General features: G+C 70.4%; 31 protein-coding genes. 20 read left to right on the top strand and 11 right to left on the bottom strand.

Features of this window, described 5'->3' with window-relative positions:
* Positions 1 to 16: 16 nt before the first annotated feature.
* Complete coding sequence (locus ACWC1K_RS02570) at positions 17 to 1201, bottom strand: permease (protein WP_450828200.1); 1185 nt, start codon at positions 1199 to 1201, stop codon at positions 17 to 19.
* 94 nt (positions 1202 to 1295) lie between these two features.
* Here ACWC1K_RS02570 and ACWC1K_RS02565 point away from each other — a divergent pair, with 94 nt between their 5' ends.
* Positions 1296 to 1421 (top strand): hypothetical protein, encoded by a 126-nt coding sequence (locus ACWC1K_RS02565; RefSeq protein WP_450828198.1) that lies wholly within the window; start codon positions 1296 to 1298, stop codon positions 1419 to 1421.
* A 103-nt stretch (positions 1422 to 1524) separates the two neighbouring features.
* Here ACWC1K_RS02565 and ACWC1K_RS02560 read toward each other — a convergent pair whose 3' ends face one another.
* Positions 1525 to 2361 carry a DUF2182 domain-containing protein gene (locus ACWC1K_RS02560; RefSeq protein WP_450828196.1) on the bottom strand — a complete coding sequence of 279 codons (837 nt, stop codon included), beginning with the start codon at positions 2359 to 2361 and terminating at the stop codon, positions 1525 to 1527.
* A gap of 190 nt (positions 2362 to 2551) precedes the next feature.
* Between ACWC1K_RS02560 and ACWC1K_RS02555 the strand changes: the two genes are divergently transcribed.
* Entirely contained in the window at positions 2552 to 3154 is a 603-nt protein-coding gene (locus tag ACWC1K_RS02555; protein WP_450828194.1) for a methyltransferase family protein, read from the top strand.
* A gap of 9 nt (positions 3155 to 3163) precedes the next feature.
* On the opposite strand, the gene ACWC1K_RS02550 is transcribed toward ACWC1K_RS02555, so the two are convergent.
* Positions 3164 to 3586, bottom strand: coding sequence for a winged helix-turn-helix transcriptional regulator (locus ACWC1K_RS02550; protein ID WP_450828192.1), 423 nt, complete (start codon positions 3584 to 3586; stop codon positions 3164 to 3166).
* An 87-nt stretch (positions 3587 to 3673) separates the two neighbouring features.
* On the opposite strand from ACWC1K_RS02550, the gene ACWC1K_RS02545 reads away from it, so the two are divergent.
* Positions 3674 to 4495, top strand: coding sequence for an NAD(P)H-binding protein (locus tag ACWC1K_RS02545; RefSeq protein WP_450828190.1), 822 nt, complete (start codon positions 3674 to 3676; stop codon positions 4493 to 4495).
* A gap of 414 nt (positions 4496 to 4909) precedes the next feature.
* Here ACWC1K_RS02545 and ACWC1K_RS02540 read toward each other — a convergent pair whose 3' ends face one another.
* On the bottom strand, positions 4910 to 5488 hold the full coding sequence (locus tag ACWC1K_RS02540; protein ID WP_450828188.1) for a TetR/AcrR family transcriptional regulator: 579 nt from the start codon (positions 5486 to 5488) through the stop codon (positions 4910 to 4912).
* Positions 5489 to 5580: 92 nt separating this feature from the next.
* On the opposite strand from ACWC1K_RS02540, the gene ACWC1K_RS02535 reads away from it, so the two are divergent.
* The 3 genes from ACWC1K_RS02535 to ACWC1K_RS02525 all read left to right on the top strand — a co-directional run bounded on the left by ACWC1K_RS02535 (position 5581) and on the right by ACWC1K_RS02525 (position 7859).
* The gene (locus ACWC1K_RS02535) at positions 5581 to 6027 is read left to right on the top strand and encodes an anthrone oxygenase family protein (protein WP_450828186.1); all 447 of its coding nucleotides are present in this window, start codon (positions 5581 to 5583) and stop codon (positions 6025 to 6027) included.
* A 72-nt stretch (positions 6028 to 6099) separates the two neighbouring features.
* Positions 6100 to 6525 carry a DUF4267 domain-containing protein gene (locus ACWC1K_RS02530; protein ID WP_450828184.1) on the top strand — a complete coding sequence of 142 codons (426 nt, stop codon included), beginning with the start codon at positions 6100 to 6102 and terminating at the stop codon, positions 6523 to 6525.
* 458 nt (positions 6526 to 6983) lie between these two features.
* On the top strand, positions 6984 to 7859 hold the full coding sequence (locus ACWC1K_RS02525; RefSeq protein ID WP_450828697.1) for a phosphotransferase family protein: 876 nt from the start codon (positions 6984 to 6986) through the stop codon (positions 7857 to 7859).
* A 200-nt stretch (positions 7860 to 8059) separates the two neighbouring features.
* Here the strand turns inward: ACWC1K_RS02525 and ACWC1K_RS02520 are convergent, their stop codons facing one another.
* Positions 8060 to 8983 (bottom strand): SDR family oxidoreductase, encoded by a 924-nt coding sequence (locus tag ACWC1K_RS02520; RefSeq protein WP_450828182.1) that lies wholly within the window; start codon positions 8981 to 8983, stop codon positions 8060 to 8062.
* 86 nt (positions 8984 to 9069) lie between these two features.
* Between ACWC1K_RS02520 and ACWC1K_RS02515 the strand changes: the two genes are divergently transcribed.
* Positions 9070 to 9636 carry a TetR/AcrR family transcriptional regulator gene (locus tag ACWC1K_RS02515; protein WP_450828180.1) on the top strand — a complete coding sequence of 189 codons (567 nt, stop codon included), beginning with the start codon at positions 9070 to 9072 and terminating at the stop codon, positions 9634 to 9636.
* A gap of 20 nt (positions 9637 to 9656) precedes the next feature.
* Here the strand turns inward: ACWC1K_RS02515 and pstS are convergent, their stop codons facing one another.
* Entirely contained in the window at positions 9657 to 10583 is a 927-nt protein-coding gene (gene pstS, locus ACWC1K_RS02510) for a phosphate ABC transporter substrate-binding protein PstS (RefSeq protein ID WP_450828178.1), read from the bottom strand.
* Here pstS and ACWC1K_RS02505 point away from each other — a divergent pair.
* The gene (locus tag ACWC1K_RS02505; protein WP_450828176.1) at positions 10558 to 11172 is read left to right on the top strand and encodes a hypothetical protein; all 615 of its coding nucleotides are present in this window, start codon (positions 10558 to 10560) and stop codon (positions 11170 to 11172) included. The genes pstS and ACWC1K_RS02505 overlap by 26 nt on opposite strands.
* 90 nt (positions 11173 to 11262) lie before the next feature.
* Positions 11263 to 12579 (top strand): hypothetical protein, encoded by a 1317-nt coding sequence (locus ACWC1K_RS02500; protein WP_450828174.1) that lies wholly within the window; start codon positions 11263 to 11265, stop codon positions 12577 to 12579.
* A 179-nt stretch (positions 12580 to 12758) separates the two neighbouring features.
* Here the strand turns inward: ACWC1K_RS02500 and ACWC1K_RS02495 are convergent, their stop codons facing one another.
* Positions 12759 to 12959 carry a hypothetical protein gene (locus tag ACWC1K_RS02495; protein WP_450828172.1) on the bottom strand — a complete coding sequence of 67 codons (201 nt, stop codon included), beginning with the start codon at positions 12957 to 12959 and terminating at the stop codon, positions 12759 to 12761.
* 268 nt (positions 12960 to 13227) lie between these two features.
* Positions 13228 to 13818, bottom strand: a complete 591-nt coding sequence (locus ACWC1K_RS02490) for a TetR/AcrR family transcriptional regulator (protein WP_450828170.1) — start codon at positions 13816 to 13818, stop codon at positions 13228 to 13230.
* Positions 13819 to 13981: 163 nt separating this feature from the next.
* On the opposite strand from ACWC1K_RS02490, the gene ACWC1K_RS02485 reads away from it, so the two are divergent.
* From ACWC1K_RS02485 to ACWC1K_RS02445, 9 genes are all read left to right on the top strand, one after another.
* The gene (locus ACWC1K_RS02485) at positions 13982 to 15001 is read left to right on the top strand and encodes an aldo/keto reductase (RefSeq protein ID WP_450828168.1); all 1020 of its coding nucleotides are present in this window, start codon (positions 13982 to 13984) and stop codon (positions 14999 to 15001) included.
* Positions 15002 to 15026: 25 nt separating this feature from the next.
* The gene (locus ACWC1K_RS02480; protein ID WP_450828166.1) at positions 15027 to 15911 is read left to right on the top strand and encodes an LLM class flavin-dependent oxidoreductase; all 885 of its coding nucleotides are present in this window, start codon (positions 15027 to 15029) and stop codon (positions 15909 to 15911) included.
* A gap of 136 nt (positions 15912 to 16047) precedes the next feature.
* Positions 16048 to 16704, top strand: a complete 657-nt coding sequence (locus ACWC1K_RS02475) for a DUF1326 domain-containing protein (RefSeq protein WP_450828164.1) — start codon at positions 16048 to 16050, stop codon at positions 16702 to 16704.
* Positions 16705 to 16826: 122 nt separating this feature from the next.
* Complete coding sequence (locus tag ACWC1K_RS02470; protein WP_450828162.1) at positions 16827 to 17186, top strand: zinc ribbon domain-containing protein YjdM; 360 nt, start codon at positions 16827 to 16829, stop codon at positions 17184 to 17186.
* Positions 17187 to 17357: 171 nt separating this feature from the next.
* Positions 17358 to 17696, top strand: coding sequence for an ArsR/SmtB family transcription factor (locus ACWC1K_RS02465; RefSeq protein ID WP_450828160.1), 339 nt, complete (start codon positions 17358 to 17360; stop codon positions 17694 to 17696).
* Positions 17696 to 19420 (top strand): SulP family inorganic anion transporter, encoded by a 1725-nt coding sequence (locus ACWC1K_RS02460; RefSeq protein WP_450828158.1) that lies wholly within the window; start codon positions 17696 to 17698, stop codon positions 19418 to 19420. Before ACWC1K_RS02465 ends, ACWC1K_RS02460 begins: the two co-directional genes overlap by 1 nt.
* On the top strand, positions 19417 to 19824 hold the full coding sequence (locus ACWC1K_RS02455) for a pyridoxamine 5'-phosphate oxidase family protein (protein ID WP_450828157.1): 408 nt from the start codon (positions 19417 to 19419) through the stop codon (positions 19822 to 19824). Before ACWC1K_RS02460 ends, ACWC1K_RS02455 begins: the two co-directional genes overlap by 4 nt.
* Before the next feature lie 3 nt (positions 19825 to 19827).
* The gene (locus tag ACWC1K_RS02450; protein WP_450828155.1) at positions 19828 to 20253 is read left to right on the top strand and encodes an ATP-binding protein; all 426 of its coding nucleotides are present in this window, start codon (positions 19828 to 19830) and stop codon (positions 20251 to 20253) included.
* 49 nt (positions 20254 to 20302) lie between these two features.
* Entirely contained in the window at positions 20303 to 20716 is a 414-nt protein-coding gene (locus tag ACWC1K_RS02445) for an STAS domain-containing protein (protein ID WP_450828153.1), read from the top strand.
* 10 nt (positions 20717 to 20726) lie between these two features.
* Here the strand turns inward: ACWC1K_RS02445 and ACWC1K_RS02440 are convergent, their stop codons facing one another.
* The gene (locus ACWC1K_RS02440) at positions 20727 to 21524 is read right to left on the bottom strand and encodes a 2-phosphosulfolactate phosphatase (protein WP_450828151.1); all 798 of its coding nucleotides are present in this window, start codon (positions 21522 to 21524) and stop codon (positions 20727 to 20729) included.
* Positions 21525 to 21789: 265 nt separating this feature from the next.
* On the opposite strand from ACWC1K_RS02440, the gene ACWC1K_RS02435 reads away from it, so the two are divergent.
* Both ACWC1K_RS02435 and ACWC1K_RS02430 read left to right on the top strand, forming a co-directional pair.
* Positions 21790 to 22140, top strand: coding sequence for an ArsR/SmtB family transcription factor (locus ACWC1K_RS02435; RefSeq protein WP_450828149.1), 351 nt, complete (start codon positions 21790 to 21792; stop codon positions 22138 to 22140).
* A 292-nt stretch (positions 22141 to 22432) separates the two neighbouring features.
* Positions 22433 to 22591 (top strand): hypothetical protein, encoded by a 159-nt coding sequence (locus ACWC1K_RS02430; protein WP_450828147.1) that lies wholly within the window; start codon positions 22433 to 22435, stop codon positions 22589 to 22591.
* Between the two features lie 3 nt (positions 22592 to 22594).
* Here the strand turns inward: ACWC1K_RS02430 and ACWC1K_RS02425 are convergent, their stop codons facing one another.
* Entirely contained in the window at positions 22595 to 23263 is a 669-nt protein-coding gene (locus ACWC1K_RS02425; protein WP_450828145.1) for a hypothetical protein, read from the bottom strand.
* A gap of 83 nt (positions 23264 to 23346) precedes the next feature.
* The gene (locus ACWC1K_RS02420) at positions 23347 to 25653 is read right to left on the bottom strand and encodes an FdhF/YdeP family oxidoreductase (RefSeq protein ID WP_450828143.1); all 2307 of its coding nucleotides are present in this window, start codon (positions 25651 to 25653) and stop codon (positions 23347 to 23349) included.
* Positions 25654 to 25684: the final 31 nt, after the last annotated feature.

Below are 25684 nucleotides of genomic sequence, written 5' to 3'. Positions count from 1 at the left end.
ATCCCACAGACCCGTCTCACGTCTCACGCGGACTGTGGGTGTGCCCCTGCCCGTGCTCGTGCTCCCCGGCGTCGGGTGAGCCGCCCATCATCCGCAGCATGGCCGGGCCGCCGGTGCGCCAGAACCGGACGAGCAGGGTCGCGGCCAGCAGCAGGAAGACGAGGTTGAGCCAGGTCGTGTAGTTCCAGGTGATCCCTTCCTCGGGGACCGTGGCATCGGCCTGGTCGGGAATCAGGCCGAGCCCGCCGAAGGCGAACTCGACGACGTATCCGGCGACGGCCATCGCGGCGAAGAAGGTGCCCAGGAGGAAGACGGCCGTCCGGGCGCCGTAGTACTTCCGGTAGATGTTCAGGATGGGCAGGATCAGCAGGTCGGCGTAGATGAAGGCGATCACCCCGCCGAAGCTGATGCCGCCCTTCCACAGCACCACGGCCAGCGGCACGTTGCCGATCGAGCAGACGAACGTGGCAATGGCCACCAGTGGTCCGACCAGCGGGCCGATCAGTTTGGCGGCGAGCGGATGGTCCGCAAGGAAGAACGTGCGCCAGAAGTCGTCCGGCACCCAGGCCGCGATCGCCCCCGCGATCAGCAGCCCCGCCACCAGGTCCCGCAGGATCGCCGCCCACTCCATGACGAAGATGTGCGCCACGGATGTGAAGCCGTCCCCGGAGAACAGGCGCCGGGCGAAGCCGCCCTCCGCCCGCACCGACATGTCCATGGCCGCGTGGCCCTCCATCGACCCGGCGATCCCGCGTTCGGCCTGCTCCCGCGCCCGGCTCAGCAGCCGCTCGCGCAGCAACAGGCGGAACAGCACCGCGAGTACGATGATCATGATCGGCCCGCCGACGAACTCCGCCGCCGTGAACTGCCAGCCCATGAGCAGCGCGAGGATCACGCCGAGCTCCACCACCAGATTGGTGGAGGCGATCTCGAACGCCATCGCCGCCGTGAAGTCGGCGCCCTTGCGGAACAGCGAACGGGCCAGGGCCACGGCCGCGTACGAACAGGACGACGAGGCCGCCCCCAGCCCCGCCGCCCGGGCGAGGGTCCGTGGCCGGTCGTCCCCCAACAGCCGCACGACCGTCGACCGGCGCACCACCGCCTGCACCACGGCCGACAGGGCGAATCCCAGGATCAGCGCCCAGGTGACCTCCCAGGTCATCGACCCGGCGATGGACAGCGCGTGGCCGATCGCTTCCACAGGGCACCTACTTCTCTTTTCGTCGGGTCCGGAATGACGTACCGCGAAATGCCGATGGGTGATGGACGACGCTCCGCCGCCATCATCATGGAAAGTGACCCGGGGCGGACTCGTTGTGGACAACTCGGCCGGTGAGGAGCAGGCCGAGGCCGTGGAGCGCACCCTCTCCGTCCGGGAGGCCGGACCGTTCGGCGGGCCGGCGCAGTTCTACGGTGAGTAGCTGGGCAGGGAGCGGTCAGTCGTCTCCCTCACGGAAGGAGACACGCGGGCTTCGTCAGCTGCCGACGGGGCGCCCGGCGGGCGGGCGTTCGAGGGCAAGTGAGTCACATACCGTCCATCGACGGCATCGACCCCTGCAGCCCCGGGAGCAGCCAGTCCTGGAACGGGGCGAGCGCGGCCAGCACGAGGAAGGCGACACCCACGGCCCGTGCGAGCAGCGGACCACGGAACCACAGTTTCTCGACGAAGATCACCACGGCCAGCCCGGCCATCGCCGCCACGTTCATCACCCCGAGCGGGAGCAGGACGACCATCAGCCCCGCGCAGCAGCCCACGCAGTAGGTGCCGTGGTGGGCCCCCACTCGAAGATCTCGGGCCGGCCGGCGGAACCCCGCGTAGTGCACCAGGTGGCTGAGAGGGTCGCGGCAGTGCCGCAGACAGACGGACTTGAGGGGGCCGAGCTGGTACAGGCCTGCGAGCAGGAAGGCCACCGAACCGATCCAGCGTCCGGCGGTCGGACGGTCGTCCACCAGGCGGCCGGTGAGGGCGAGGGCCCCGTAGGCGAGCAGCCCGAACGCGGTCCACACCAGCAGATACCCGCCCACGAACTCGGCGGTGCGCAGGGTCCGCGTCCAGCCGGAGGACTGCCGGCCGATGCCCCGCACCCAGGTGATGGCCACCGGTGCCATGGACGGCAGCATCATGGCCGCCATCATCGTCACCCACAGCAGCAGGAACAGCGGCAGCGCCATCCCCATCGTGCCGGGCTCGACCCCCATGTCGCGGGCCTGCCCGATGGTCAGCGCCCAGGCGGGCACCGCGATCAGGACGACCAGAAGCCAGGCGACCGCCAGATCCCGCGCCGGCAGCAGGCCCCCACCCGTTCCGGTCGGCGCGGGTGACCGGGCGGATGCGAGGGCGGAAGTCCGGATGTGGCGCATCGGCGTGCTCTCCTGCAGATACTCCCAGGAGAGCACGCCGCTGTCGGGGGCGCCAGCGCGACGAAAGGGCCTGGCTCGTTCTCCTCCAACGGGCTCGGCCCCGGCTCAGCCTCTCCGCCCGTGGGTGGACGTCTCTCCATCGACCCGTGGGTGGTGGTGATCCACTGGGTGCGCGGAGCAGGCTTGAGGCATGGGTTCTCTCCACTCGGCACTCGTCGCGCTCACCGCTGCCTGCGTCCTGGTCTTCGTCGCGGCCTGGATCGCGGGCGCCGTCTACTTCGGCGTGAAGAGCCGGGCCGGTCTGCGCGGCTGGGCGCACGGTCTGCGACGCACGTTGCCTCGCCGGCTTCTGCTGATCGCGGGCGCACTTGCCGTGTCCACACTGGTCCGTCACTCGCGGGGCTTCTGGCGCCATCTGCAGTTCTGGCAGCCCGAACTCGCCGTGCTGGGCGCTCTGCTCGCCGTCGCTTCCATCGCGTTGCTGCTGTGGGCCCGCTGGGTTCTCGGCACGATGTGGGCCAGCGTCCCGACCGTCCAGGCGCACCATGAGCTGCGCACCGACGGCCCCTACCGGCTGGTCCGCCACCCCATCTACACCGGCCTGCTCGGCCTGGTCACCGGCTCCATGCTCGCCTGCGGCTTCGGCGTCTGGATCGCCTTGACGGCGGTCTCCATACCGTGGCTGCTGCGCCGGGTCCGGATCGAAGACGACCTCATGGCCGGCCAGTTCGGCGCGTCCTACGACGCCTACCGCGCTCGAGTCCCGGCGCTGGTCCCTCATGTGCGCCGATGACGGTTCTCGTCAGCGGATGTCGTGGTCGGGGTGGGCCCGGTCGTACGCGTGCCGTGCCTCGGCGATGACGGCACGGTGCGCAAGCGACCAGTCGGCGAGCGCCTTGACCAAGTGGGTCAGGCCGGCCCCCGTCTCGGTCAGACGGTAATCGACCTGGGCCGGGACACTCGGGTAGACGGTGCGCAGTACGAGGCCGTCCCGTTCGAGCCTGCGCACGGTGAGGGTGAGCATGCGCTGGGAGATGCCGTCGATGGCGCGCTGCAACTCGCGGAACCGGCGTGGACCGCCCGCGAGTTCGACGATCACGAGCACCGACCACTTGTCCCCGATGCGGTCCAGGACGTCGCGGATGCCGCAGTCGGGGTGGTCCTCGCGTCCGCAGGGCTCGAGGTCGGCGGGGGTGGTGGTTACCCCGGTGTGCGTGAGTGACATCGAACTGCCTTCTTGTGGCCGGTGGTTGTGCGGTCAAGGATCAAGCGTAGTTACCGATGAGAACCACGACGGAAGACTGCGACTGACATGATCTTGGTGACCGGAGCGAGCGGAAACCTCGGCGCGGCCACGCTTGCGGCCCTGCGTGCCTGTGACGTCATCGCGAGCGGCGGCAGCCGCACGCCGGGCCCGGGGATGCGGCGCCTCGACTTCGACGACCATGGGAGCCTCGATCTCACCGGTGTGTCGACCCTGGTGCTGATCTCCGCCGGTTACGGCGAGGACGACCAGGTCGTCGAGCGGCATGCGGCGGTGCTGGATGCCGCTGTCCGGGACGGCGTCGGGCACGTGGTCTACACGAGCCTGACCGAGGCCGGCGACCACCTGGGTTTCGCCCTCGCGCACCGAGCGACCGAGCGCCTGCTCCAGGCAAGCGGCCTGCCATGGACGATCCTGCGCAACGGCCTCTACGCCGAACTCTTCGGAGGTCTGCTCATGTGGGCCGGGAACGCTGTGGAGACGGCGTTCGGGGACGGCGCCCTGGCCGCCGTCGCGCGAGAGGATCTCGCCGATGCCGCGGCGATCGTCGCGTCGGATCCGACCCGTCACCGCGGACGCGTCTACGACCTTGTCGGTACGCCGGTCACGGCCGGGCAGGTGGCCGGACGGCTCGGGGTCCCGCACCGCGCCATCAGCCTGGGCGAGTACCGGCGCAGACTGCTTGAGGAGACGCCGGGGCTGCTGCCGTTCCAGCCGCCCATGCTCGCCTCGATAGCCACGGCCGTCCGACACGGCTTCCTGGACGGCACCACATCCGACCTCGCGGACCTCCTCGGCCGCCCGGCCCGCGACCCGCTGGCCACGGCCGTTGCAGCCGCATCCGCCACGAGACCTGAAGCAAGCAACTAGCGGAGGCGACACCCCTACGCATCATCACACCCCTTGGCCCGGGGAACGGAGCGACGACCGGAGAAGCCCAGCGTCGGTTGCGGGAGCCGTCGACGCAGAGGTGCCCGCCGGGAGCGGCGTGCCGGCGCGTTGGACCGCGGCCTGGCAGTTGACGGCCCGGCGGCCGCAGGGGGCCGGCCGGCCCGGCTTCGAGTTGCAGCCAACAGCAGGTCGAAGCTGCGTATACCGACTCGGCGAGAGCGGCGGCGTTGAAGTGGGGGCGCCGGACCACCGCGAAGACACCCCCGGAAGACCGACCCGGGCCTGTGGCCGGCGCGCCTGCACGACATCGCACCGTCCGGGACGGGAAGCGTTGCCGCAGGCAGGCAGCGGCGGGGCCCGAGCGTCCGGCTGCGGGCCCGCCCGGACGATGGGTCAGATGACGGCGAGCCGGCTCACCAGCAGCTCCACCCTCTGCTCGGTGTCCTCCGGCGGCAGCCGTCCCTCCCGGGTCAGGGTGGCAAGGCCGTGCAGGGCCGCCCAGAAGGTCTCGGTGTACAGCCCCGGGTCGACGCCGTTCCCGGCGACCTCGCCCAGGGTCTCCAGCAGGGCGGCGAAGGCGTCTTTCAGCGGCTCCGGGGTGTCGTCCTGCGCGTACGCAAGGCCGCCGTCGAGCTGGAACAAGGCGTCGTACACCGCCGGGTTGCGCTCGGCGAACAGCAGGTAGGCGCGGGCCAGCGCAGCGACCCGCTCGCGCGTGCCGTTCGCGGCGGAGGTCGCGGCCCGCACCGCGCCGGCCAGCTCGGTGGCACCCTCGAGGGCGACGGCGCCGATGATCTCGCGCTTGCCGCGGAAGTGGCTGTAGAGGACCGGCTGGCTGTATTCGATGCGCTCGGCGAGCCGGCGGGTGGTGACCGCGTCCCAGCCCTGCTGCTCCGCGAGTTCGCGGGCTGTCGCGACGATGAGGCGCTCGCGCTCCGCCCGTTCGCGCTGCTTGCGTTCCTGTACCGACATGATTCGAATCCTAGCACCGCTAGACAATCGAGCGGCAGCAGTACTAGCGTTGCCTCATCCGCTAGCGATGCTAGATTTCAGGAGGGGTCATCATGCTCACCGCACTCGAGGTCTTCACCACCGTGGTCGTCGGCGTGATGGTGGGGGTGGAGTTCTCCGTCGCCTTCGTCGTCAACCGGATCCTCGACGCGCTCCCGGAGGACAGTGGCCAACTCGGCCATGCCCACGGGGGACGGATGCTCGGCGCCGTGATGCCGTTCTGGTACATCGGTTCACTCGTCCTTGCCGGCATCTGGGCTGTCGCCGGGTGGCACCACCACGGGACCGGCCTCGTCGTCACCGCCGGCGCGCTGCTGATCCTCAGCGTGATCATGTCGATTCTGCTGCTCGTCCCGATCAACAACCGCAACAAGACGTGGACCCCTGACAACCGGCCCGCCGACTGGAAGCAGCAGCTGAACCGCTGGAACCGCTACCACTACGTCCGCGTCGCCGTGCTGGTCGCCGCCTTCGCCCTGCTGGTCGCCGCCCTCGCCTGAGCCCGGCCGCCGCAGGCTCCACAAAGCTCACCGATCTCAGCAAGCTGACGAAGACCCGCAAGGAGAAGAACAGTGTTACTGAAGAAGATCAACACCGTCCTGGTCGCCGCCTTCATCCTCTTCATCCTCTGGTTCGGAGGCGAGTTCATCCTGAGCCCCGAGACGACGGCGCCGACCTTCGGTCTGCCGAGCTGGCCGTCCGGCGACGGCGGCGGCTTCCTGATCATCAAGGGAATCCGCGACGTCGTCCTGGCCCTGGTCCTGGGCATCCTGCTGGTGACGGGCCAGCGACGGGCGCTGGGCTGGGTGCTGATGGTGGAGGCCCTCGCCGCATACGGCGACATGGCCACCGTGCTGGCCCACCACGGTTCCGTGGCCACGGCGCTCGGTGTCCACTGCCTGACCGCGACACTGATGGTGGTCAGCGGCCTGCTGATGATGCGCGAGACCCGCAAGGTCGCGGCCGCTCCGGCAACGCCCGCCCCGCAGCCCGCCTGACGCCACGCCGGCGCACGCAGGCATCGCCTGCCGGCATCAGCCGGGAAAGACGAGGCGCACGATCTCCATCCACTGGGCGACGGCCTGGGCCCGTATCCGCGAAGCACTTCCTCGCGGCGGACGCCCAGGCCTTTCCCGTGCCGCTCGGGGTCACACCGTGGGCACCTCCTGGTGACGGGTCGTCAGCCGACTGGAGTGGCCCCACTGGTGTTGAGGGACCGCACTGCAGTCCGGACAGCGACGGGGCACGCCCGAAGGCGCCATCGGCGGCACAAACCGATCGCCTGGGCAACGCTGCTCCCGTAAGGTGCGCGGGTTGTCGTGACGAAGGGGCGGTTCGGGACGTGGAGCTCAGGGCAGCGACGCGGGAGCAGTTGGCGACTGCGGCGCGGGACGCGCTCGGCGCCGGGCGGCGGCTGGAGACGGTCCGGCGGATCGCGGGCGGCAGCAAGAAGGGCGTGTACCGCCTGCTGATGGACGATGCGACGACCGCGATCGCCTACCTGTGGGACGACACCGAGAACTACTGGCCGACGGCCGAGGGGGACGACGACCTCACCGACCCGTTCTCGCCCGGTCTCGGCCTCGACCTGTTCGAGGCCGCGCACACGCGACTCGAAGCGCTCGGCGTCCGCGTCCCGGCGATCCGACTGGTCGACCGCGACGGCGCCCACTGCCCGGCCGACCTGGCGATCGTCGAGGACGTCCCGGGCGAGAACCTGGAACAACTGCTCGCCCGCGATCCCCGCGCGGCTGCTCCGGTCGTGACCCGGCTCAGGGAGGCCTTGGAGGCGATGGGGCGTCATCGGGCGCCCGGCTACGGCAAGGTGGCCGTGATCGAAGCAGGCGGAACGTCACGCGGGACGTCGTGCGAGGGCGTCGTACTGGAGCGGGCCTTGCGGGACCTCGCCGAGGCGGCATCGCGCGACCCGCGTATCGCGGCGGCCCACGAGCGACTGGAGGAGCGGCTGCTGAGCCTGGCGGAGGCAGTGCGGCCGCGCTCGGAGTACGCGGTCGTACACGGCGAACTGGGCCCCGATCATGTGCTGGTGGACCCGGAAAAGAACCCGGTGGTGATCGACATCGAGGGCGCGATGTACTTCGACGTCGAGTGGGAGCACGTCTTCCTGGAGATCCGCCTGCACGACGCCTACGGGCCGTTGGCGGCCGACGGGCTGGACGAGGACCGGCTCGCGCTCTATCTGCTGGCCCAGCGGCTCTCGCTGACCGCGGGGCCGCTGCGGCTCCTCGACGGCGACTTCCCCGACCGGTCGTTCATGGCCGGCATCGCCGAACACAACCTGAGGCAGGCGCTGGAACTCATCCGCACCTGAACGCCCTTCGCCTCCTGGCCGGTCCGGCCCGGCGTCCCGTCGGGCCGTCGCTCAGTGGTCAGCGAGGAAGTCCCGGATCGTCGCGGCGACTTCCCGCGTACCGGCCGCCGTCCCGTTCGATCTCCGGCGCACCGGCAGGCGGCGGTCGGTCGCCCCGCTTGAGGGCCTGTCCTCCGCCGTCCGCAGGTACGGCCGCGTGGTCAGGAGGCGGTGGCAGGGGCGTGGAAATAGTGGCCCTTGTCGAGGTCATCGAGGAGGCCGGGGCCGGTGGGCTGCCAGTCCAGCAGTTCGCGGGTCAGGGTGCTGGACGCCGGGCCGTCGAGTGCCAGGAAGCGGCCCAGCCACGCGAAGTGCTCCACGGCGGCCTCGGGAGCCACCGAGGTGACCGGCACATCGAGGTGACGGCCGATCACCTCGGCGATGTCGCGGATCGGGACGCCTTCCTCCGCGACGCCGTGCAGTACCGCGCCTGCCGGGGCCTTCTCCACCGCCAGGCGGAACAGCCGTGCGGCATCGAGACGGTGGACGGCCGGCCAGCGGTTGGCGCCCTCGCCGATGTAGCCGGAGACCCCCTTGGCCCGGGCGATGGCGACCAGGGTGGCCATGAACCCGTTGTCCCCTTCGCCGTGGCAGGTCGGAGACAGCCGCACCACGGATGACCGCACTCCGCGCGAGGCAAGCGCGAGCAACGACGTGGCGGTGGCCGACCGGATGGACACAGGAGAGCCGTCGACCGCGGGCATGTCCCGCTCGCTCGACACCTGCCCCGGCTTGAGGCCCACCAGCCCGGAGGCGAGGACGAAGGGACGGTCGGTGCCGGCCAGCGCCTCGCCGAGGGTCTCGACGGCGCGCCGGTCGGCCTCGGCGGCGCCCTGGAAATCGCCGCTGAAGGCGAGGTCGTGCTTGAAGGCGAGGTGCACCACCCCGTCCGATGCGGCGGCGGCGCCGGCCAGGACGTCGAGGTCGTCGACGGTGCCACGGACCACCTCTGCACCGGCGGCGGTGAGGGTGGCGGCGGAGGCGTCGGAACGGGCGAGCCCGACGACCCGATGTCCGGCGTCCAGGAGTTCGGGAACGAGGGCGGAGCCGATCCAGCCGGACGCGCCGGTCACGAAGATGCGCATGGGAGAGCCCCAAACCTGTCGATGTCAGTGACTGTCATCGACGCTAACATGTGATGTCAGGGACTGTCACCACGTAGGATCTGCCCATGGGTAGATGGGAGCCGAACGCGCGCGAACGCCTGGCGAAAGCGGCGTTGGAGCTCTACGGCGAGCGCGGCTACGAACAGACCACGGTGGCGGAGATCGCCAACCGGGCCGGCCTCACCGAGCGGACCTTCTTCCGGCACTACGCCGACAAGCGCGAGGTGCTGTTCGGCGGCTCCAGTGCGTTGCAGGAGCTGTTTGTGAAGGCGGTCGCCGAGGCTCCGCAGTCCGCGGCCCCGATCGACGCGGTCGCGGCCGGCCTCGATGCGGTCTCCACCGAGTTCGTCGGCCGCCACGGACACGCCCGGCGGCGACACGCCGTCATCGTGGCGAACGCGGTGCTCCAGGAACGCGAGCTGATCAAGCTCGCCTCACTGTCCGCCGCGCTCGCCGACGCCCTGCGCCGACGCGGCGTGCCGGAGCCGGCCGCAAGCCTGACCGCCGAGGCGGGGGTCGCCGTCTTCAAGATCGGCTTCGAACGCTGGGTCGAGGCGGGCGAGGAGCGCACGATGGCGCAGTTGATGCGGGAGTCACTGGACGAGCTCAAGGCCGTGACCGCGGGCGGCTGAAGTCTCGCGGTCCGGTCGGGTCAGGACAGAGTGCTGATCTTGCTGCGGACCTGGTTCACGATGGCGGCCGGGAGCGTCGCGTAGCCCTCGAAGCTCAGGTCCTGTTGGCCCTTCACGCCGGCGATGTACGTGAGGAACGCCTTGGTGGCGGGCCACGTGGCCGGCTTGTTGCCCTTGTCGCAGACGATCTCGTACGTGACCATGTCGATCGGATACGCGCCCGGGGTCTTGGTGGCGTAGTCCAGCTCGAGCACGAGGTCGTCGCCGTTTCCGGCAACCTTGGCAGTGGAGATCGCCTTGGAGGCCGTGAAGACACTGGCGTCGACGGGAGTGCCTGCGCCGGTGTCGATGGAGACCGTGGGAATGTCTCGGGCGATCGCGTATGACAGCTCGACGTAGCCGATCGCACCCGTGGTCTTCTTCACCTGGTCGACGAGGCCCGCGGACTTCTTGGCCGAATCGCCGCCCTTGGCCTTCCACTCCTTGCTGTGCCCGTGCGGCCAGGCGCTCGGTGCGGCGGCGCTCAGATAGGAGGTGAAGTTGTCCGTCGTGCCGGAGGAATCGGAGCGGTGGGACGCGCGGATCGACGTCGACGGCAGCTTGGCAGCGGGGTTCAGCTTCGCGATCGCCGGATCGTTCCACTTCGTGATCCGGGAATCGAAGACCTTGGCGAGCGTGGACGCGTCCAGGACCAGCTTCCTGACTCCCGGCAGGTTGTAGCCGAGGGCGATCGGGCCGCCGACCACCGGCAGGTGGACGGCCCGGCCGCCGTTGGAGCAGACGCTCTTGGACTGGGTGATCTGGTCGGCGCTCAGTGCGGAGTCGGACCCCGCGAAAGCGGTTTTGCCCTGCAGGAAATCGGTCTGGCCGCTACCCGAGCCGTTGCCCTCGTAGCTGATCCGAGTGCCGGGGCAGGCGTGCGTGAAGTTCTTGATCCAGAACTTCATCGCGAACTCCTGCGCGGTCGAGCCGGAAGCCGGCACATGGGCCGCCTTGCCGCACTTGACGCCGCTGGCGGCCGTGGTGGTCGGCGCGGCAGCCGTGGACGATCCGTCGGACGACCCGGAGCCGCTGCTCGAGCCGCAGGCCGTCAGGAGCAAGGCGCCGGAAACAACCACCGAGCCGGCCGCCAGGGTACGCAGCCTGCTCTTCCGCTGGGGCTTCACTCTTCGGTGCTCCTTGCTTGTGGGCGGCCGGGGCCGGCGCAGCGGGGGGTTGATGACCGTGGATCAGGTCGGGGTCACAGCCCGCACCATCGAAGAACTATACGCACCAAAGCGGACATTTTCGGTTAATTCTCTCCTTGTGATGGAGCGGTTTGCGGGGGTGGAGTACGCCGCCAGGGCGTGCACCGGTTGGAGCGGCGGCCGCCAGGTTCAGGCCCGGCCGGCTCATGAACCCGTACCGGCCCGGAGCTTCGCCGCTACTCGGGCCAACTGGCCTCCTGCGCTACACCATCCGGTGGCTTATGGCCGTCAGAGCGTTATTCATGTCTCCGATTTTCTGATCATTCCACTATCCGGCTCTTGGTACTGACCGGCCGTCACGAAGCCCCGAACCGAGTCGAGGAGAGTGGAGAACATGACGAAATCGCCACGATGGCGATCCGTTCTGACGCCAGCTGTCATGGCCGCCGCGCTTGGCGCTGCCGCGTTGTCGAACGCGGGAACCGCCTACGCCCAGGACCTCACCACCCCACACCCGCCCTCACCGGCACCGCCCGCTTATCCGGAACATCCGGGGAAGCCTGCTTATCCGGAACATCCGGGGAAGCCCGCGTATCCGGCTCAGCCCGTGAAGCCCGAGTACCCGGAGAAGCCCGCACATCCGCAGCAGCCGGAGAAGGCCGCGTATCCGGATCATCCGGTGAAGCCCGCGTACCCTCAGCACCCGGTCAAGCCCTCGTATCCGGCGCATCCGGTGAAGCCCTCGTATCCGGCGCATCCGGTGAAGCCTGCGTATCCGGACCATCCGGTGAAGCCTGCTTATCCGGACCATCCGGTGAAGCCTGCTTATCCGGCTCAGCCGGTGAAGCCCGCGTATCCGGCGCATCCGGTGAAGCCTGCGTATCCGGACCATCCGGTGAAGCCTGCGTATCCGGACCATCCGGTGAAGCCTGCTTATCCCGCTCATCCGGTGAAGCCCGCGTATCCGCAGCAGCCCGTGAAGCCGGCGTATCCGCAGCAGCCGGTCAAGCCTGCGTATCCGCAGCAACCTGTGAAGCCGGCGTATCCGCAGCAACCTGTGAAGCCGGCGTATCCGCAGCAACCTGTGAAGCCGGCGTATCCGCAGCAGCCCGTGAAGCCTGCTTATCCGCAGCATCCGGTGAAGCCTGCGTATCCGCAGCAACCTGTGAAGCCCGCGTTTCCGGTGAAGCCTGCGTATCCGCAGCAGCCGGTGAAGCCTGCTTTCCCGGAGCATCCGTCGAAGCCCGCGTTCCCGGAGAAGCCGGCGTATCCGCAGCAGCCCGTGAAGCCGGCGTTTCCGGAGCATCCGTCGAAGCCCGCGTTCCCGGAGCACCCCTCGAAGCCCGCGTTCCCGGAGAGGCCGGCGTTCCCGGAGCACCCGTCGAAGCCGGCGTTTCCGGAGCATCCGTCGAAGCCTGACGTCCCGGAGCACCCGTCGAAGCCTGACGTCCCGGAGCACCCGTCGAAGCCGGCGTTTCCGGAGCATCCGTCGAAGCCTGACGTCCCGGAGCACCCGTCGAAGCCGGCGTTTCCGGAGCATCCGTCGAAGCCTGACGTCCCGGAGCACCCCTCGAAGCCGGCGTTTCCGGAGCATCCGTCGAAGCCTGACGTCCCGGAACACCCCTCGAAGCCCGCGATCCCGGAGCACCCCTCGAAGCCTGACTTCCCCGAGCATCCGTCGAAGCCCGACTCCCCCGAGCACCCGTCAAAGCCCTCGTATCCGGACCAGCCGTCGAAGCCGGATCAGTCGAAGTAGTCGTTGAAACGACGCCGTTCGACCCATGGGTGCGGAGCACGGGCGGCTCGCCCCGCTCGTGAACCGCATTGAATGCGACGAGGAGAGGCTGATCGTGGGCGTGCGGCGGTCAGGCCCGGTGTCTGTGCGGCGCGCCCGCCGGCGAGACGGCGAGGGCGTCTTCGCCTTCGTGCCGGCGGTCAGGCCGGGCCCGGACGATCGGGCCCGGCCACCGGCCGGCCGGCGCCGCCCTCGATGGGGATCGGCAGCCCGAGGGTGATGAGGACCGACGGGAGCACGACGTGCCCCCGTCGGCTGAGTGCGAAGCACCGCACGGCCACCCCGGCCAGGAAGACCACGGCATCCACGCTCGTCCCGCCCGGGCCGGCGGTGGCGAACACAGGGTGTCGCCGCCGTTGGCGAAGGTGACCGTGGCGACCTTCAGCGTTCTCGGGCCGCCGCCCTCGTCAGCGCGGTGCTTCCACGCCTGCCAGGCCGACCCGTCCGAGATGCGGGTGGCCGACTCGGGCAGGAAAGAGGCGCCGAACGCGAGGGCGAGGAGGGCGCCGAAACCTACGTACTGGCCGAGCCTCGTCCGGCGGGCGGAACCACGATGGCCCGCGCCCCGCGTGTTGGTCGCGGCGAGCAGTCCTGCCCCGTGCGCGGACGTCAGTCCGGTCGGCGCAGTCCCGCGATGAGGAGTTCGACCAGCCGGCGTGCGTCGTAGTGGGGGTCGCTTTCCGCGCCGATGCAGAGGTTGCCGACGCCGCGCATGAGCTCGTAGGCCTTGAGGTCGGGCCGGATTTCGCCGGAGGCGGCTGCCGCGTCGAGCAGTTGGCCGCACACGGGCACGAGACGGTCGAGGAAATAGGCGTGCAGCGTGTCGAACCCGGCGTTGTCGGACTGCAGCACGCCGGCGAGTCCGTGCTTGGTGACCAGGAAGTCGACGAAGAGGTCGATCCACTGTCCCAGTGCGGCGTAGGGGGTCGGGCTGCTCGCCAGCAGGGCCGGGCCGGCCTCGGCGCAGGCCTCGACCTGGTGCCGGTAGACGGCGACGATCAGGTCCGCCCGGGTGGGGAAGTGGCGGTAGATCGTGCCCATCCCGACACCGGCCCTCGCCGCGATGTCGCGGACCGGTGCTTCCACGCCCGAGGTGACGAAGACCGCGGCGGCCGCGTCGAGCAGGGTCTGCTCGTTGCGCCGGGCGTCCGTCCGCTTGGGGCGGGCTGCGCGTCCCGCACCCCTATCGCCGTCGTTCACCGTGCCGTTCCCTCCATCATCGGACTTGCTGAAGCGGAGCAGTGTTCCGTATCGTAATCGGAGCGACGTTCCGCTTTGCTCATGATGCCAGAGCCGGAGCCCCGCGGCCAGGTCATGCCTGGTCGCACCGCGCAGCCACCCACTCGCCATGGAGGAACACGTCATGCAGTACCGCACCTTGGGCCGCACCGGTGTGCAGGTCAGCTCGCTCGCGCTCGGCGCGATGAACTTCGGGAGTATCGGGCGCACCCCCCAGGACGAGGCCACCGCCATCGTCGATGCCGCGCTGGAGGGCGGCATCAACCTCATCGACACCGCCGACATGTACGGCGACGGCGAATCGGAGGAGATGGTCGGCAAAGCCATAGCAGGTCGCCGCGACGACATCGTGCTGGCCACGAAGGCGGGCATGCCCATGGGTGACGAGCGCAACCACCGGGGCAGTTCGCGCCGTTGGCTGGTCACCGCGCTGGACAACAGCCTGCGCCGGCTCGGCGTCGATCACGTCGATCTCTACCAGATCCACCGGTGGGACCCGAGCACCGCTGACGAGGAGACGCTGTCGGCCCTGACCGACCTGCAACGCGCGGGAAAAATACGCTACTTCGGGTCCTCCACCTTCCCCGCCCACCGCATCGTGCAGGCGCAGTGGGCCGCACGTGAGCATCGCCTGGGCCGTTATGTCACCGAACAGCCCAGCTACTCGATCCTGCAGCGCGGGATCGAGACGCACGTGCTGCCGGTGACCGAGGAGTACGGGCTCGGGGTGCTGGTGTGGAGCCCGCTGGCCTCGGGCTGGCTGTCGGGCGCGGTGCGCGCCGGCCGCTCCATCACCACCAGCCGCTCGACGTTCATGCCGCAGCGCTTCGACACCGGCCTTCCCGAGAACAGGGCCAGGCTCGACGCCGTCGAGCGGCTGGCCGAGCTCGCCGACCAGTCCGGACTGACGATGATCCAGCTCGCGCTCGGATTCGTGACCGCGCATCCGGCCGTGACCAGCGCACTCATCGGCCCCCGCACGCTGGAGCACCTGCACTCCCAGCTCGCCGCCGCCGACACCGTGCTCCCGGCCGACGTACTCGACGCGATCGACGCGATCGTGGCCCCCGGCACCGACCTGGCCCCGCACGAGAAGTACGACACCCCGCCCGCCCTGCTCGACCCGGCACTGCGACGCCGCTGACCGTCCGAGGAGGAAGGGACATCCCATGTCGACGACCGCACCGCGAGTCCGTTTCGGCATCATGACCGCCCCCATGCAGGTGGACTATCGCGACGTCCTGCGGGTGTGGCGCGAGGCCGACGCCATCCCGGAGATCGAGCACGCCTGGCTGTTCGACCACCTCATGCCCATCGCGGGCGACCCGTACGGACCCGTCTACGAGGGCTGGACGCTGCTCGCGGCCCTGGCCGCGCAGACCCGCCGCCTGCGCCTCGGTCTCCTGGTGACCAGCAACCGGTTCCGGCCGCCCGCCCTGCTGGCCAAGATCGCCACGACCGTCGACGTCGTCTCCGACGGCCGGCTCGACCTCGGTCTCGGCGTCGGGTCCCGGCCCGACCCGCCCGAGGCCCGGCGCGAGTACCCGGCGCACGGTCTGCCCTTCCAGGACACCGCCCGGGCCGTGGAAAGCCTGGCCGAGGCGTGCACGGTGATCCGGCGCCTGTGGACCGAGGAACAGCCCTTCGACTTCCACGGCACTCACCACCGGCTCACCGGAGCGTTCGGCAACCCCAAACCCGTCCAGCGCCCCCATCCGCCGATCCTCATCGGCGGACGCTCATCCGCGACCCTGCGCGTGGCCGCCGAGCATGCGGACCTGTGGAACATGCCGGGCGGCGGCATCGACGACGCCGTCCGCCGCAGCGCCCTGCTGGATCGGTACTGCGCCGAGATCGGTCGCGACCCCGCCTCGATCACGCGCTCGATCGTCCTGCAGGTCTCCTACGACCGGCCGGACGTCACGAGGGACGCGATCGCCGAGGCGGCCGACGCCGGCTTCCGGCACATCGTCCTGGGGCTGCCGTCGCCCTACCCCGACGGTGTCGTACGCCGGCTGACCGACGAGATCGTCGGCACGTCGGCCGTCACATGAACCGGCCGGGTTTCCCCTCCCGGCCACCGAGGTGCAAGCTGGAACGGAGGCCGTTTCGCGATCCCGCGAGCGGGCTCGGGAAATCCGGTCTCGCCACTCCGAGTGAGCCCCTCGGGCTCGGCAGGAGGGAAGCGGGATGACAGAGCAGGTCACCACCAGTACGTCGTGGCACCTGGCCGGCGACTGGTTCGATGTGTGCAAGTGCGCCATACCGTGCCCCTGCACATTTGCACAGCCCCCCACCTACGGCGACTGCGAGGGCGTCTTGGCCTGGCACATCCGGGAGGGCAACTACGGCGACGTGCGGCTCGACGACCTCAACGTCGTGATAGTCGCCTCCTTCACCGGCGACGTCTGGTCCGGCACACACACCGACCCGTACGCCGCGGTCTTCCTCGACGAACGTGCCGATGAACAGCAACGCGGCGCGCTCCAAGCGGTCTTCGGTGGTGAGGCGGGCGGATGGCCGGCGCAGTTCGTGGGGATGTTCCACCCCGAGATGCGCGGCATGGACGTCGTTCCCATCCACGTGGAGATCGACGAGGACCTCGCCGGCTGGCGGGCCGAGATTCCCGACCGGGTCACGGCCACCGTCGAGGCACTCACCGGCCCGACGACGCCGGACGGCGCACGCGTCCAGGTCCACAACGCCCCCGGCGCCGAGGTCGGCCCGGGCCAGGTCGCCACCTTGGGGCGGGCCACGGCCGACCGTGCCAACGCCTTCGGCTTCACCTGGGATCGCTCGGGGAAGTCGAGCAAGTACTTCCCGTTCGACTGGAGCGGACCCGAATGAGCGGATTCGACTGGAGCGGACCCGACTGAGCGGAAACGCGCTGCTCGCCGCGCGTATGGCAGGGCCTCTCGGCAGGTCGGCCGGGAGGCGGTGCGATGGGCGGTGCCGGATAACCTGGCGGGATGAACGAGAATCCTCCGCCCTGTCCGAAGTGCTCCTGTGAGTACACCTACGAGATGAACGCCCTGGTGGTGTGCCCCGAGTGCGGCCACGAATGGGTGCCCGCCGAGGTCGGTGCCGAGGGAGGCGGGGCTGCCGGGGAGCGTGTCGTCAGGGATGCCGTCGGCAATGTGCTGCAGGACGGCGACTCCGTGGTGGTGGTGAAGGCGCTCAAGGTGAAGGGCAGCCCGTCGGGGATCAAGGCCGGGACCAAGGTGCGCAACATCCGGCTGGTCGACGGGGTCGACGGTCACGACATCGACTGCAAGGTCGACGGTTTCGGTGCGATGCAGCTCAAGTCGAGCGTGGTCAAGAAGGCCTGAGCCCGGCGCGGGACCCCCTTCGTCGATGAGTCGTCACGGGTGCAGTCGGATGCGGAATTGCAAAATTTCGCAATTGGTTAGATGCTGGCTTGGTTGTGTCCGCAGGTAGACGAGGGCGCAGCTATTCGTGTCCGCCCCGTGCGCGGGGCCTCGCAGGGAGTCCGAGGGGTCGTGTCCGTTCCGCTCTACCAGGCCAAGGCCGAGTTCTTCCGGATGCTCGGTCATCCCGTACGGATACGTGTGCTGGAACTGCTGCAGGACGGTCCGACGCCGGTGCGGGACCTGCTGGCGCGGATCGAGGTCGAGCCGTCCGGGCTGTCGCAGCAGCTGGCGGTGTTGCGCCGCTCCGGGATCGTCACCTCCACCCGCGAGGGCTCGACCGTCGTGTACGCGCTGGCCGGCGGCGACGTCGCCGACCTGCTGAAGGCGGCGCGGCGGATCCTGACCGAGATGCTCGCCGGCCGCAACGAGCTGCTGGCCGAGCTGCGGGAAGCCGAGGCTGCCGCGTGATGACCAGGGCAGTCGGCCGGGCGTGGGCCCGGATCATGGTGTTGCTGCCGGGTCGCGCCGACCTCGGGGAGATGCGGCGCGACCCGCGCCGGGACCTGCTGGCGGGCCTGACTGTTGCGATCGTCGCGCTGCCGCTGGCCCTCGGCTTCGGGGTCTCCTCCGGGCTGGGGGCGGAGGCGGGCCTCGCGACCGCGGTGGTCGCCGGGGCGGTCGCGGCGGTGTTCGGCGGGTCCAATCTGCAGGTGTCGGGGCCGACCGGCGCCATGACGGTGGTCCTGGTGCCGATCGTCGGCCGCTACGGACCCACAGGGGTGCTCACCGTGGGGCTGATGGCGGGCGTCATGCTCGTCGCTCTGGCGGTGCTGCGGGCCGGGAGGTACATGCAGTACGTGCCCGCCCCGGTCGTCGAGGGTTTCACGCTCGGCATCGCCTGCGTGATCGGCCTGCAGCAGATCCCGAACGCGCTCGGCGTGCCCAAGCCGGAGGGCGACCGCGTACTGGTGGTGACCTGGCGTGCCGTCGAGGAGTTCGCGAAGTCCCCGAACTGGACGGCCGTCGGTTTCGCGGTCACGGTGGCCGCCGTCATGCTGGTCGGGGCCCGGTGGCGGCCGACCGTGCCGTTCTCGATCGTCGCCGTGATCGCGGCGACGATCGTGGCACAGCTGGCCGGACTGGACGCGGCGAAGCCGATCGGTGACCTTCCGTCGGGGCTGCCCATGCCGTCACTGTCCTTCCTCGACCTCGGCTCGCTGCGCACCCTGCTGGCGCCCGCCGTGGCGGTCGCGGCGCTCGCCGCGCTGGAGTCCCTGCTGTCCGCCTCGGTCGCCGACGGTATGACGGTGGGTCAGAAACACGATCCGGACCGTGAGTTGTTCGGCCAGGGCCTTGCGAACATCGCCGCCCCGCTCTTCGGGGGCGTCCCGGCCACCGGTGCGATCGCCCGCACCGCGGTCAACGTTCGCACCGGCGCGGGCTCCCGGCTCGCCGCCCTCACGCATGCAGCCCTTCTCGCCGTGATCGTCTTCGCGGCGGCGCCGCTCGTCTCGAGGATCCCCCTGGCCGCCCTCGCCGGCGTCCTGCTGGCCACCTCGATCCGCATGGTCGAGGTCGGCTCGCTGAAGGCCATGGTCAAGGCGACCCGGTCCGATGCGCTGATACTCGTCCTCACCGCCGTGGCGACGCTGGCCCTGGATCTCGTGTACGCCGTGATCATCGGCCTCGTGGTCGCCGGTGCTCTCGCCCTGCGCGCCGTCGCCCAGCAGGTCCGCTTCGACCAGGTGCCGCTCGACCGGGGCGACCACAGCGTCGAGGAACACGTGCTGCTGGCCGAGCACATCGTCGCCTACCGCATCGACGGACCGCTCTTCTTCGCCGCCGCGCACCGCTTCCTGTTGGAGCTGACCGACGTCGCCGACGTGCGGGTGGTGATCCTGCGGATGTCGCGGGTGTCGACGATGGATGCCACCGGCGCCCTCGTGCTCAAGGACGCCGTGGAGAAGCTGCGCCGCCGTGGCATCGTCGTCCTCGCCTCCGGGATCCGCGCCGGCCAGCGGCAGGTCCTCGACTCGGTCGGCGCGCTGGAGCCGCTGCGGCACGAGGGCCGGGACTACGCCACCACCCCTGAGGCGATCCGCGCCGCCCGCGAGCATCTGGAGGCGGCCGGAGTCCTGCCCTTCGGTCCCGCCCGGCTGTCCCGGAACTCCAGCGAGGAAGTTCTGCCATGAGCACCGTCCCCGCCTCCCTTCGTATGGTCGAGGTCTCCGGTGCCGAGGCCCTCTGGCTGCTCGAAGGCAGCAGCCTTGGCAGCCTCGTGTACGCCCAGCGGGGGGCGAGCGTGATCAGGCCCGCCCGGCACGTGTGGGAGCACGGCTGCCTGGTCGTCCGTACCCCGGCCCCGGCCATGGCGGTGCCCGCGACGGGGACGTACCACGTCGACGACATCCGCGCCGTTTCCGGCACCGGCTGGACGGTCACCGTCTCCGGCCCCGTCGAGGTGATCACCGACCGCGATGAGGCCGCTCACCACCGGCGCACCCTCATGGGCTGGAGTCACGGCCCGCACGACACCCTGCTGCGCCTGCATCCGAAGACGGTCACCGGTTTCCGCCTCGCCCGCGCGGAGGGGTGAGGGATGTCCACACAGCTGGAGACCTTGCCCTACCGGCACGTGCTCACCCTGCCCGCCGAACCATCGGCCGTACGGCTGGCCCGGCAGACGGCCGAGCAGGCGCTGGTCGAGTGGGGCATCGGCGTGCGCCACCCGGCAGTGGACCCGGCCCTGCTGATCCTTGCCGAGCTGGTCACCAACAGCGTCCGGCACGCCGCCGTTCTCTCCCCGACGGTGACCGTGATCTATGCGGCGGGCCCGGACTGCCTGGCCTTCGCCGTCCACGACCGCCATCCCCACCAGCCTGCGCTATACGGCACGGACATCGGCTCCGGCGTCGGCGGCCTGGCCACCGTCAAGGAGCTGGTCCTGGCCCTGGGCGGCACCGCGGTGGTCCGGGCGGATGCCGACGGCGGTGGCAAGAGCATCTGGATCACCCTTCCCTTCTGAACCGGGCGGCAGACTCCGACCGGCAACCCGCGCAAGGAAGTTCACCACCATGACCATCGACTGGCGCTACACCGTCGAGGACGACCTCGGCATCCTGTCCGTCGCCGGCTATCTGGGCCCGGAGGCGGTCCGCCGATTCTCCGGCGCGGTCGGCTGGGCGCTGGCCCGCGGCACCGGCCCGGTCGTCGTCGACCTGACCGAGCTGCGCAGCTGGTCGGCCGAGGGGCAGCTGGCGATCACCGAGGCCGCCCGCCGTCTCGCCGAGGCGGGCCGCAGCCTGGAACTGGCCGCCATTCCCGCCGACGGGTCCCTCGTCCCCGCCGGTGACTGTCCGCCGGTGGCGGTCCATGCCGACCTGGCCGCCGCGCTCGCCGCCCACGGCGCAGCGCATGCGGCGCCGGTGCAGGGGCGTCACGAGTGGCGCACCACCGGATGGCCGGCCGCAGACCGGGCGGGCGCGTGATGGCCCCGGCTCACCATCCCGGCGCGAAGGCGCCGTCACCGTCCCGGACGGGCACGAGTGCGCAGACGTCGTCCTCGGTGGCGATGGCCACATCGGCGACGAACCCCATCGCCGCCAGCCGGCGGCCGGAGGCGCTGGTGGCGACCGCGTGCACCATGTCGGCCGTGCCTTCGTAACTCGCCCTCGCGGCGGCGGCTTCCATGGAGAGCGGGCCCGCACCCTGGGAGCGCAGTTCGCGGATGAGGGATCCGGCCCCCAGCAGGTCCTCGAGGGCCGGGCGCAGACTCCCGTCCGCCCACCGCTCGCCCGCGGCGATCACTGCGACGGGATGTTCGGGGGTGCCGTAGCCGTGGGAGGTGAGCCACCTGCTGACCGCGGTGACATTGCGCAGACAGGCGGCGATCACCTGCACGCCGGGTGGCGCGGCGGCGGCGATGGCGGCGCCGTTGGGCGACGGCAGCACCAGGCGGGCCACGAAGGGGGCGGCCCGCAGGTGGGCGGGGGAGAGCGACCACGGGGTCGAAGGAGTGACGGTGGTGCGGTGCGCGGCGAGCCGGGCGTTCCACTGGCGGGCGTACGACTCCGCGGCCTCGGTGGCGCTGATGTGTTCGGCCTCGGTCGTGGGCCCGCCGGGCCACTCGAAGGGCAGAACGCGGATCCCCTTCTCGACGGCGACGCTGACCGTGGTGGAGAACGACAGTACGTCGACGGTGACCAGACAGGCGGCCTCGACGGCGAGACGGCCGGCTCCGGCGGGTCCCCACTCGAAGCGGATCCCGGTGCCGGTCTGCATGCCCCAGTCACCCATCGCACCCTCCCCTTTCGGTCTGCCGTGACGGGACCTGAGTAATTGCTAACATTAGCAATTACTCAGGTCATCACCGCTGGATTCGGGCGGTTGCCTTCCTCGGGTGCGGATTCGGTCTGGCCGGTGTCGCACGCGAGGATGGACGCATGTTCTTGACGAGCGAAGCGAGGTGGGGGTCCCCCCGCCCGAAGGGTGGGGGAGGGTGGATCCGATGCGCCGAGGTTCGGCCGACGGGGTCGTGCCGCATGGGGGAGGGGGCGGCCAGGTGAGTACGCCGCTGTACCAGCTGAAGGCCGAGTTCTTCAAAACCCTCGGCCACCCGGCCCGTATCCGGGTACTGGAGCTGCTGAGCGAGCGCGAGCACGCGGTCGCCGAGATGCTGCCCGAGGTCGGCATCGAGCCTGCGCACCTCTCGCAGCAGCTGGCCGTGCTGCGGCGCGCGAACCTGGTCAAGACCCGCAAGGAGGGCTCGACCGTGTACTACTCGCTGACCAGCCCACACGTCGCCGAACTGCTCCGGGTGGCCCGCACGATCCTGTCGGGCGTGCTGGCAGGGCAGGCCGAGCTGCTGGCCGACCTGCGGGCCGCACAGGTGGAGGGCAGGCCGCCGTCGTAGCGACCTCCAACTGGCCCGCCCCGCGCTCGCGTTTTCGCGTGCGCACGTCGCCCTCTCCCCGGTATGACCTTCCATGCCAAGCCGGCTGGGCCATGAGTGACAGCGGGAGCGGACGTGGAGGCAGGACGCCGGAGAGCGGTCGTACTCCTCGGGACGCCGAGGGCGTTCGGCGCGGCGCCTGGCCGGGCTGTACGCGCCGGTGACTCCGTAGGCCGGCCACGCCCCGCCGGATTCCTCTGACCCCGAGCCCGAGCCGTCCGGCGGACGCCTGCCGCGAACCCGGGACCGGGTGGTGACCGCCGTGGTGACAGCGGCCATCACGGCCGCGGCGGGCGGCATCGTCTACGGGGCCCTGACGCCGACGGCAGGAGGCGGGGGCACCGTCCTCGACGTCGACCACGGCAATTGCGCGACCACGGACGACGTCACCTGCTACCGGCACCGCAGCTGATTCTCAGCTCTGCCCTGCGTCGACACCTCCTCGCAGCCCCCACTCGTCAAGCCCCGAGTAGATCAACGCGATGCGGCCTCCGGGGATGCCGAGCGCCTCGGCCTCCCCGGAATACAAGGCCACCAGAGAGTCAGAGCCTCTCCACCAGGTGTCTGCAAGGCCCATCACCTCGTGCACCGGCTCGTATCCGTCCAGCTCGATGCCATCGACCTCGTCGCCGATGAGCTTGGTGATCTGCTTCGCCCACATGGACGCGTGATGGGCCAGCGCGAGCGCCTCCACCCAGCCCTGGACGGTCGCGTGGAGAGGCGCCCACCTGTCTGCATGGATTCCGAACTCGTCCGATGGACTGATCATGAACGAGTAGGGGACCGCGGTCCGTTGCATCCCGGCCTCGAACCACCACCCCGCGTCGTCCGATTCGGGCGAGTCCGGATCGAGGTACTTGGGGCCTCCGTCGTACTGGGACGCGGGTGGCAGGAGCAGACCGCCCCATCTCTCCTGGTAGGCCGCCATGCGGTCGATCACTGCTGGGGAGACGCCTCGTTCCAGCCACCACTGCCGGTGCCCCTCCACCGGCCGGACATCGACCTTGACGCCGTGCGCGCGGACGAACGACCGGGCTCGTCGAGTCAGGCCGTCCGGCACATCGTTGAAGAGGCTGAGATTCACCAGGGTGACGCTACCCAGTGGCCCGAGGGACGGCGGGCTGGGGCTCGGCGACCGCATTCGTGAAGGCCGTCGAGCCCGGCTGCCTACGCCGGTGCCCTCTCGGCCGCCCGTTCCAGGCGGACGATCACGCTCTTCGACGTCGGGGTGTTGCTGATGTCCGCGACGCTGTCGAGGGGAACCAGGACGTTGGTCTCCGGGTAGTACGCGGCGGCCGAACCCGGGGGAGTGGAGTAGCCGACGACACGGAAGGCCTCCGCGCGGCGCTCCGAGCCGTCCGACCAGATGCTGACCAGGTCGACCAGGCCGCCGTCGGCCAGGCCGAGGTCGGCGAGGTCGGCGGGGTTGACCAGGACGACGCGGCGGCCGCCCTTGATGCCCCGGTAGCGGTCGTCCATCGCGTAGGGGACGGTGTTCCACTGGTCGTGCGAGCGCAGGGTCTGCAGGATCAGGTGGCCCTTGGGCGCCCGGAGCATCGTGAAGTCGTTGGCGGTGAAGGCGGCCCTGCCGCTGGGGGTGCGGAACACGCGGGAGTTGACCGGGTTGGGCAGCCGGAAGCCGCCGGGGCGTCGTACCCGCTCGTTGAAGTCGTGGAATCCGTCGACGACTTGGGCGATGCGGTCGCGGACGAGGTCGTAGTCGGCCTCGAAGTCCTCCCAGGGGATGTCCGGTTCGCTGCCCAGCACCCGGAGGGCGAGGCGGCTGATGATGGACACCTCGCTCAGCAGGTGCGGGGACGCGGGGGCGAGCCGGCCGCGGGTGGCGTGGACCTCGCTCATGGAGTCCTCGACCGTCATGAACTGCTCGCCGCCGGCCTGGACGTCCCGGTCGCTGCGGCCGAGCGTCGGCAGGATCAGCGCGGTGCGTCCGCACACCGCGTGCGAACGGTTGAGCTTGGTCGAAATGTGCGCCGTCAGACGGCAGTTGCGCATGGCACGCTCGGTGGCCTCGCTGTCCGGCGTGGCCCGCACGAAGTTGCCCGCGACGCCGAGGAAGAGCTTGGCCCGGCCGTCTCGCATGGCCCGGATGGAGTCCACCGAGTCCAGGCCGTGCGCGGTCGGCGCGGTGAAGCCGAACTCGTGCCCCAGCCGGTCCAGGAACGCCTGCGGCATCCGTTCCCAGATCCCCATCGTGCGGTCGCCCTGGACGTTGCTGTGCCCGCGCACCGGGCACACCCCCGCGCCCGGACGGCCGATGTTGCCGCGCAGCAGCAGGAAGTTGACGACCTCCCGGATGGTGGGCACACCGTGCTTGTGCTGGGTCAGGCCCATCGCCCAGCAGACGATGACACTGCGGCTGTTCAGCACGCGCGCGTGGACCTGCTCGATCTCCTCGCGGGTCAGCCCGGTGGCGTCCAGGACGGCATCCCAGGACGTGGCGCGGATCCGTTCGGCGAAGGCGTCGTAGCCGGTGGTGTGCTCGTCGATGAACGCCCGGTCCAGGACGGTGCCCGGCTCCTTGTCCTCCGCCTCCAGCAGCAGCAGGTTCAGCGCCTGGAACAGGGCCAGGTCGCCGCCGGGGCGGATCTGCAGGAACTGGTCGGCGATGTCCGTGCCGCGGCCGATGACTCCGCGTGCCTTCTGCGGATGCTTGAAGCGCAGCAGCCCCGCCTCGGGCAGCGGGTTGACCGCGACGACGCTGCCGCCGCGCCGCTTGGTCTCCTCCAGCGCGGACAGCATCCGCGGGTGGTTGGTGCCGGGGTTCTGCCCCACGACGAAGACCAGGTCGGCGTTGTACAGGTCGTCGAGGCCGACGCTGCCCTTGCCGATGCCCAGGGTCTCGTTCAGGGCCGAACCGCTGGACTCGTGGCACATGTTGGAGCAGTCCGGCAGGTTGTTGGTGCCGAAGGCGCGCGCGAACAGCTGAAGCAGGAAGGCCGGCTCGTTGGCCAGCCGCCCGGAGGTGTAGAACAGCGCCTCGTCCGGGTGGTCCAGGGCGCGCAGTTCCCCGGCCAGCAGGTCCAGCGCCTCGTCCCAGCCGACCGGTTCGTAGTGGGTCGCGCCCTCGCGCAGCACCATCGGCTCGGTCAGCCGGCCCTGCTGGTTGAGCCAGTAGTCCGACTTCCGGCTCAGCTCGTCCACCGAGTACTGCCGGAAGAAGTCCGCGGTCACCCGACGGGAGGTGGCCTCGTCACTGATGTGCTTGGCGCCGTTCTCGCAGTACTCGTTGCGGTGCCGCTCGCCCGGCGCGGGCTCGGGCCAGGCGCAGCCCGGGCAGTCGAAGCCCTTCGCCTGGTTGATGTTGAGCAGGGTCAGCGCGGTGCGCTTCGGCGAGGTCTGGCCCAGCGCGTACGTGAGCGCGTGGACGACGGCGGGAGCGCCGGTGGCCCAGGTCCTGGGAGCCGAGACCGACAGCTCGCCCTCGTCCGCCCCGTCTTCCTCGAAGTCCCGCATCGCACACCATGCCCTCTCGTCCGCACGACAC

It is taken from the genome of Streptomyces sp. NPDC001492 (genome assembly GCF_053597275.1).
Note: the sequence above shows the minus strand (reverse complement) of the source record. Positions and strands in the feature narration are given on the sequence as shown.

Coding starts and splice junctions, on each gene's coding strand:
- ACWC1K_RS02540 (WP_450828188.1), bottom strand. CDS start 5,488: ATGTCGGTACAGGAACGCAAGCAGCGCGAACGGGCGGAGCGCGAGCGC.
- ACWC1K_RS02480 (WP_450828166.1), top strand. CDS start 15,027: ATGTCGACGACCGCACCGCGAGTCCGTTTCGGCATCATGACCGCCCCC.
- ACWC1K_RS02560 (WP_450828196.1), bottom strand. CDS start 2,361: ATGCGCCACATCCGGACTTCCGCCCTCGCATCCGCCCGGTCACCCGCG.
- ACWC1K_RS02420 (WP_450828143.1), bottom strand. CDS start 25,653: ATGCGGGACTTCGAGGAAGACGGGGCGGACGAGGGCGAGCTGTCGGTC.
- ACWC1K_RS02545 (WP_450828190.1), top strand. CDS start 3,674: ATGATCTTGGTGACCGGAGCGAGCGGAAACCTCGGCGCGGCCACGCTT.
- ACWC1K_RS02460 (WP_450828158.1), top strand. CDS start 17,696: ATGACCAGGGCAGTCGGCCGGGCGTGGGCCCGGATCATGGTGTTGCTG.
- ACWC1K_RS02440 (WP_450828151.1), bottom strand. CDS start 21,524: ATGGGTGACTGGGGCATGCAGACCGGCACCGGGATCCGCTTCGAGTGG.
- ACWC1K_RS02455 (WP_450828157.1), top strand. CDS start 19,417: ATGAGCACCGTCCCCGCCTCCCTTCGTATGGTCGAGGTCTCCGGTGCC.
- ACWC1K_RS02470 (WP_450828162.1), top strand. CDS start 16,827: ATGAACGAGAATCCTCCGCCCTGTCCGAAGTGCTCCTGTGAGTACACC.
- ACWC1K_RS02450 (WP_450828155.1), top strand. CDS start 19,828: ATGTCCACACAGCTGGAGACCTTGCCCTACCGGCACGTGCTCACCCTG.
- ACWC1K_RS02475 (WP_450828164.1), top strand. CDS start 16,048: ATGACAGAGCAGGTCACCACCAGTACGTCGTGGCACCTGGCCGGCGAC.
- ACWC1K_RS02485 (WP_450828168.1), top strand. CDS start 13,982: ATGCAGTACCGCACCTTGGGCCGCACCGGTGTGCAGGTCAGCTCGCTC.
- ACWC1K_RS02445 (WP_450828153.1), top strand. CDS start 20,303: ATGACCATCGACTGGCGCTACACCGTCGAGGACGACCTCGGCATCCTG.
- ACWC1K_RS02555 (WP_450828194.1), top strand. CDS start 2,552: ATGGGTTCTCTCCACTCGGCACTCGTCGCGCTCACCGCTGCCTGCGTC.
- ACWC1K_RS02500 (WP_450828174.1), top strand. CDS start 11,263: ATGGCCGCCGCGCTTGGCGCTGCCGCGTTGTCGAACGCGGGAACCGCC.
- ACWC1K_RS02535 (WP_450828186.1), top strand. CDS start 5,581: ATGCTCACCGCACTCGAGGTCTTCACCACCGTGGTCGTCGGCGTGATG.
- pstS (WP_450828178.1), bottom strand. CDS start 10,583: ATGAAGTTCTGGATCAAGAACTTCACGCACGCCTGCCCCGGCACTCGG.
- ACWC1K_RS02520 (WP_450828182.1), bottom strand. CDS start 8,983: ATGCGCATCTTCGTGACCGGCGCGTCCGGCTGGATCGGCTCCGCCCTC.
- ACWC1K_RS02515 (WP_450828180.1), top strand. CDS start 9,070: ATGGGTAGATGGGAGCCGAACGCGCGCGAACGCCTGGCGAAAGCGGCG.
- ACWC1K_RS02550 (WP_450828192.1), bottom strand. CDS start 3,586: ATGTCACTCACGCACACCGGGGTAACCACCACCCCCGCCGACCTCGAG.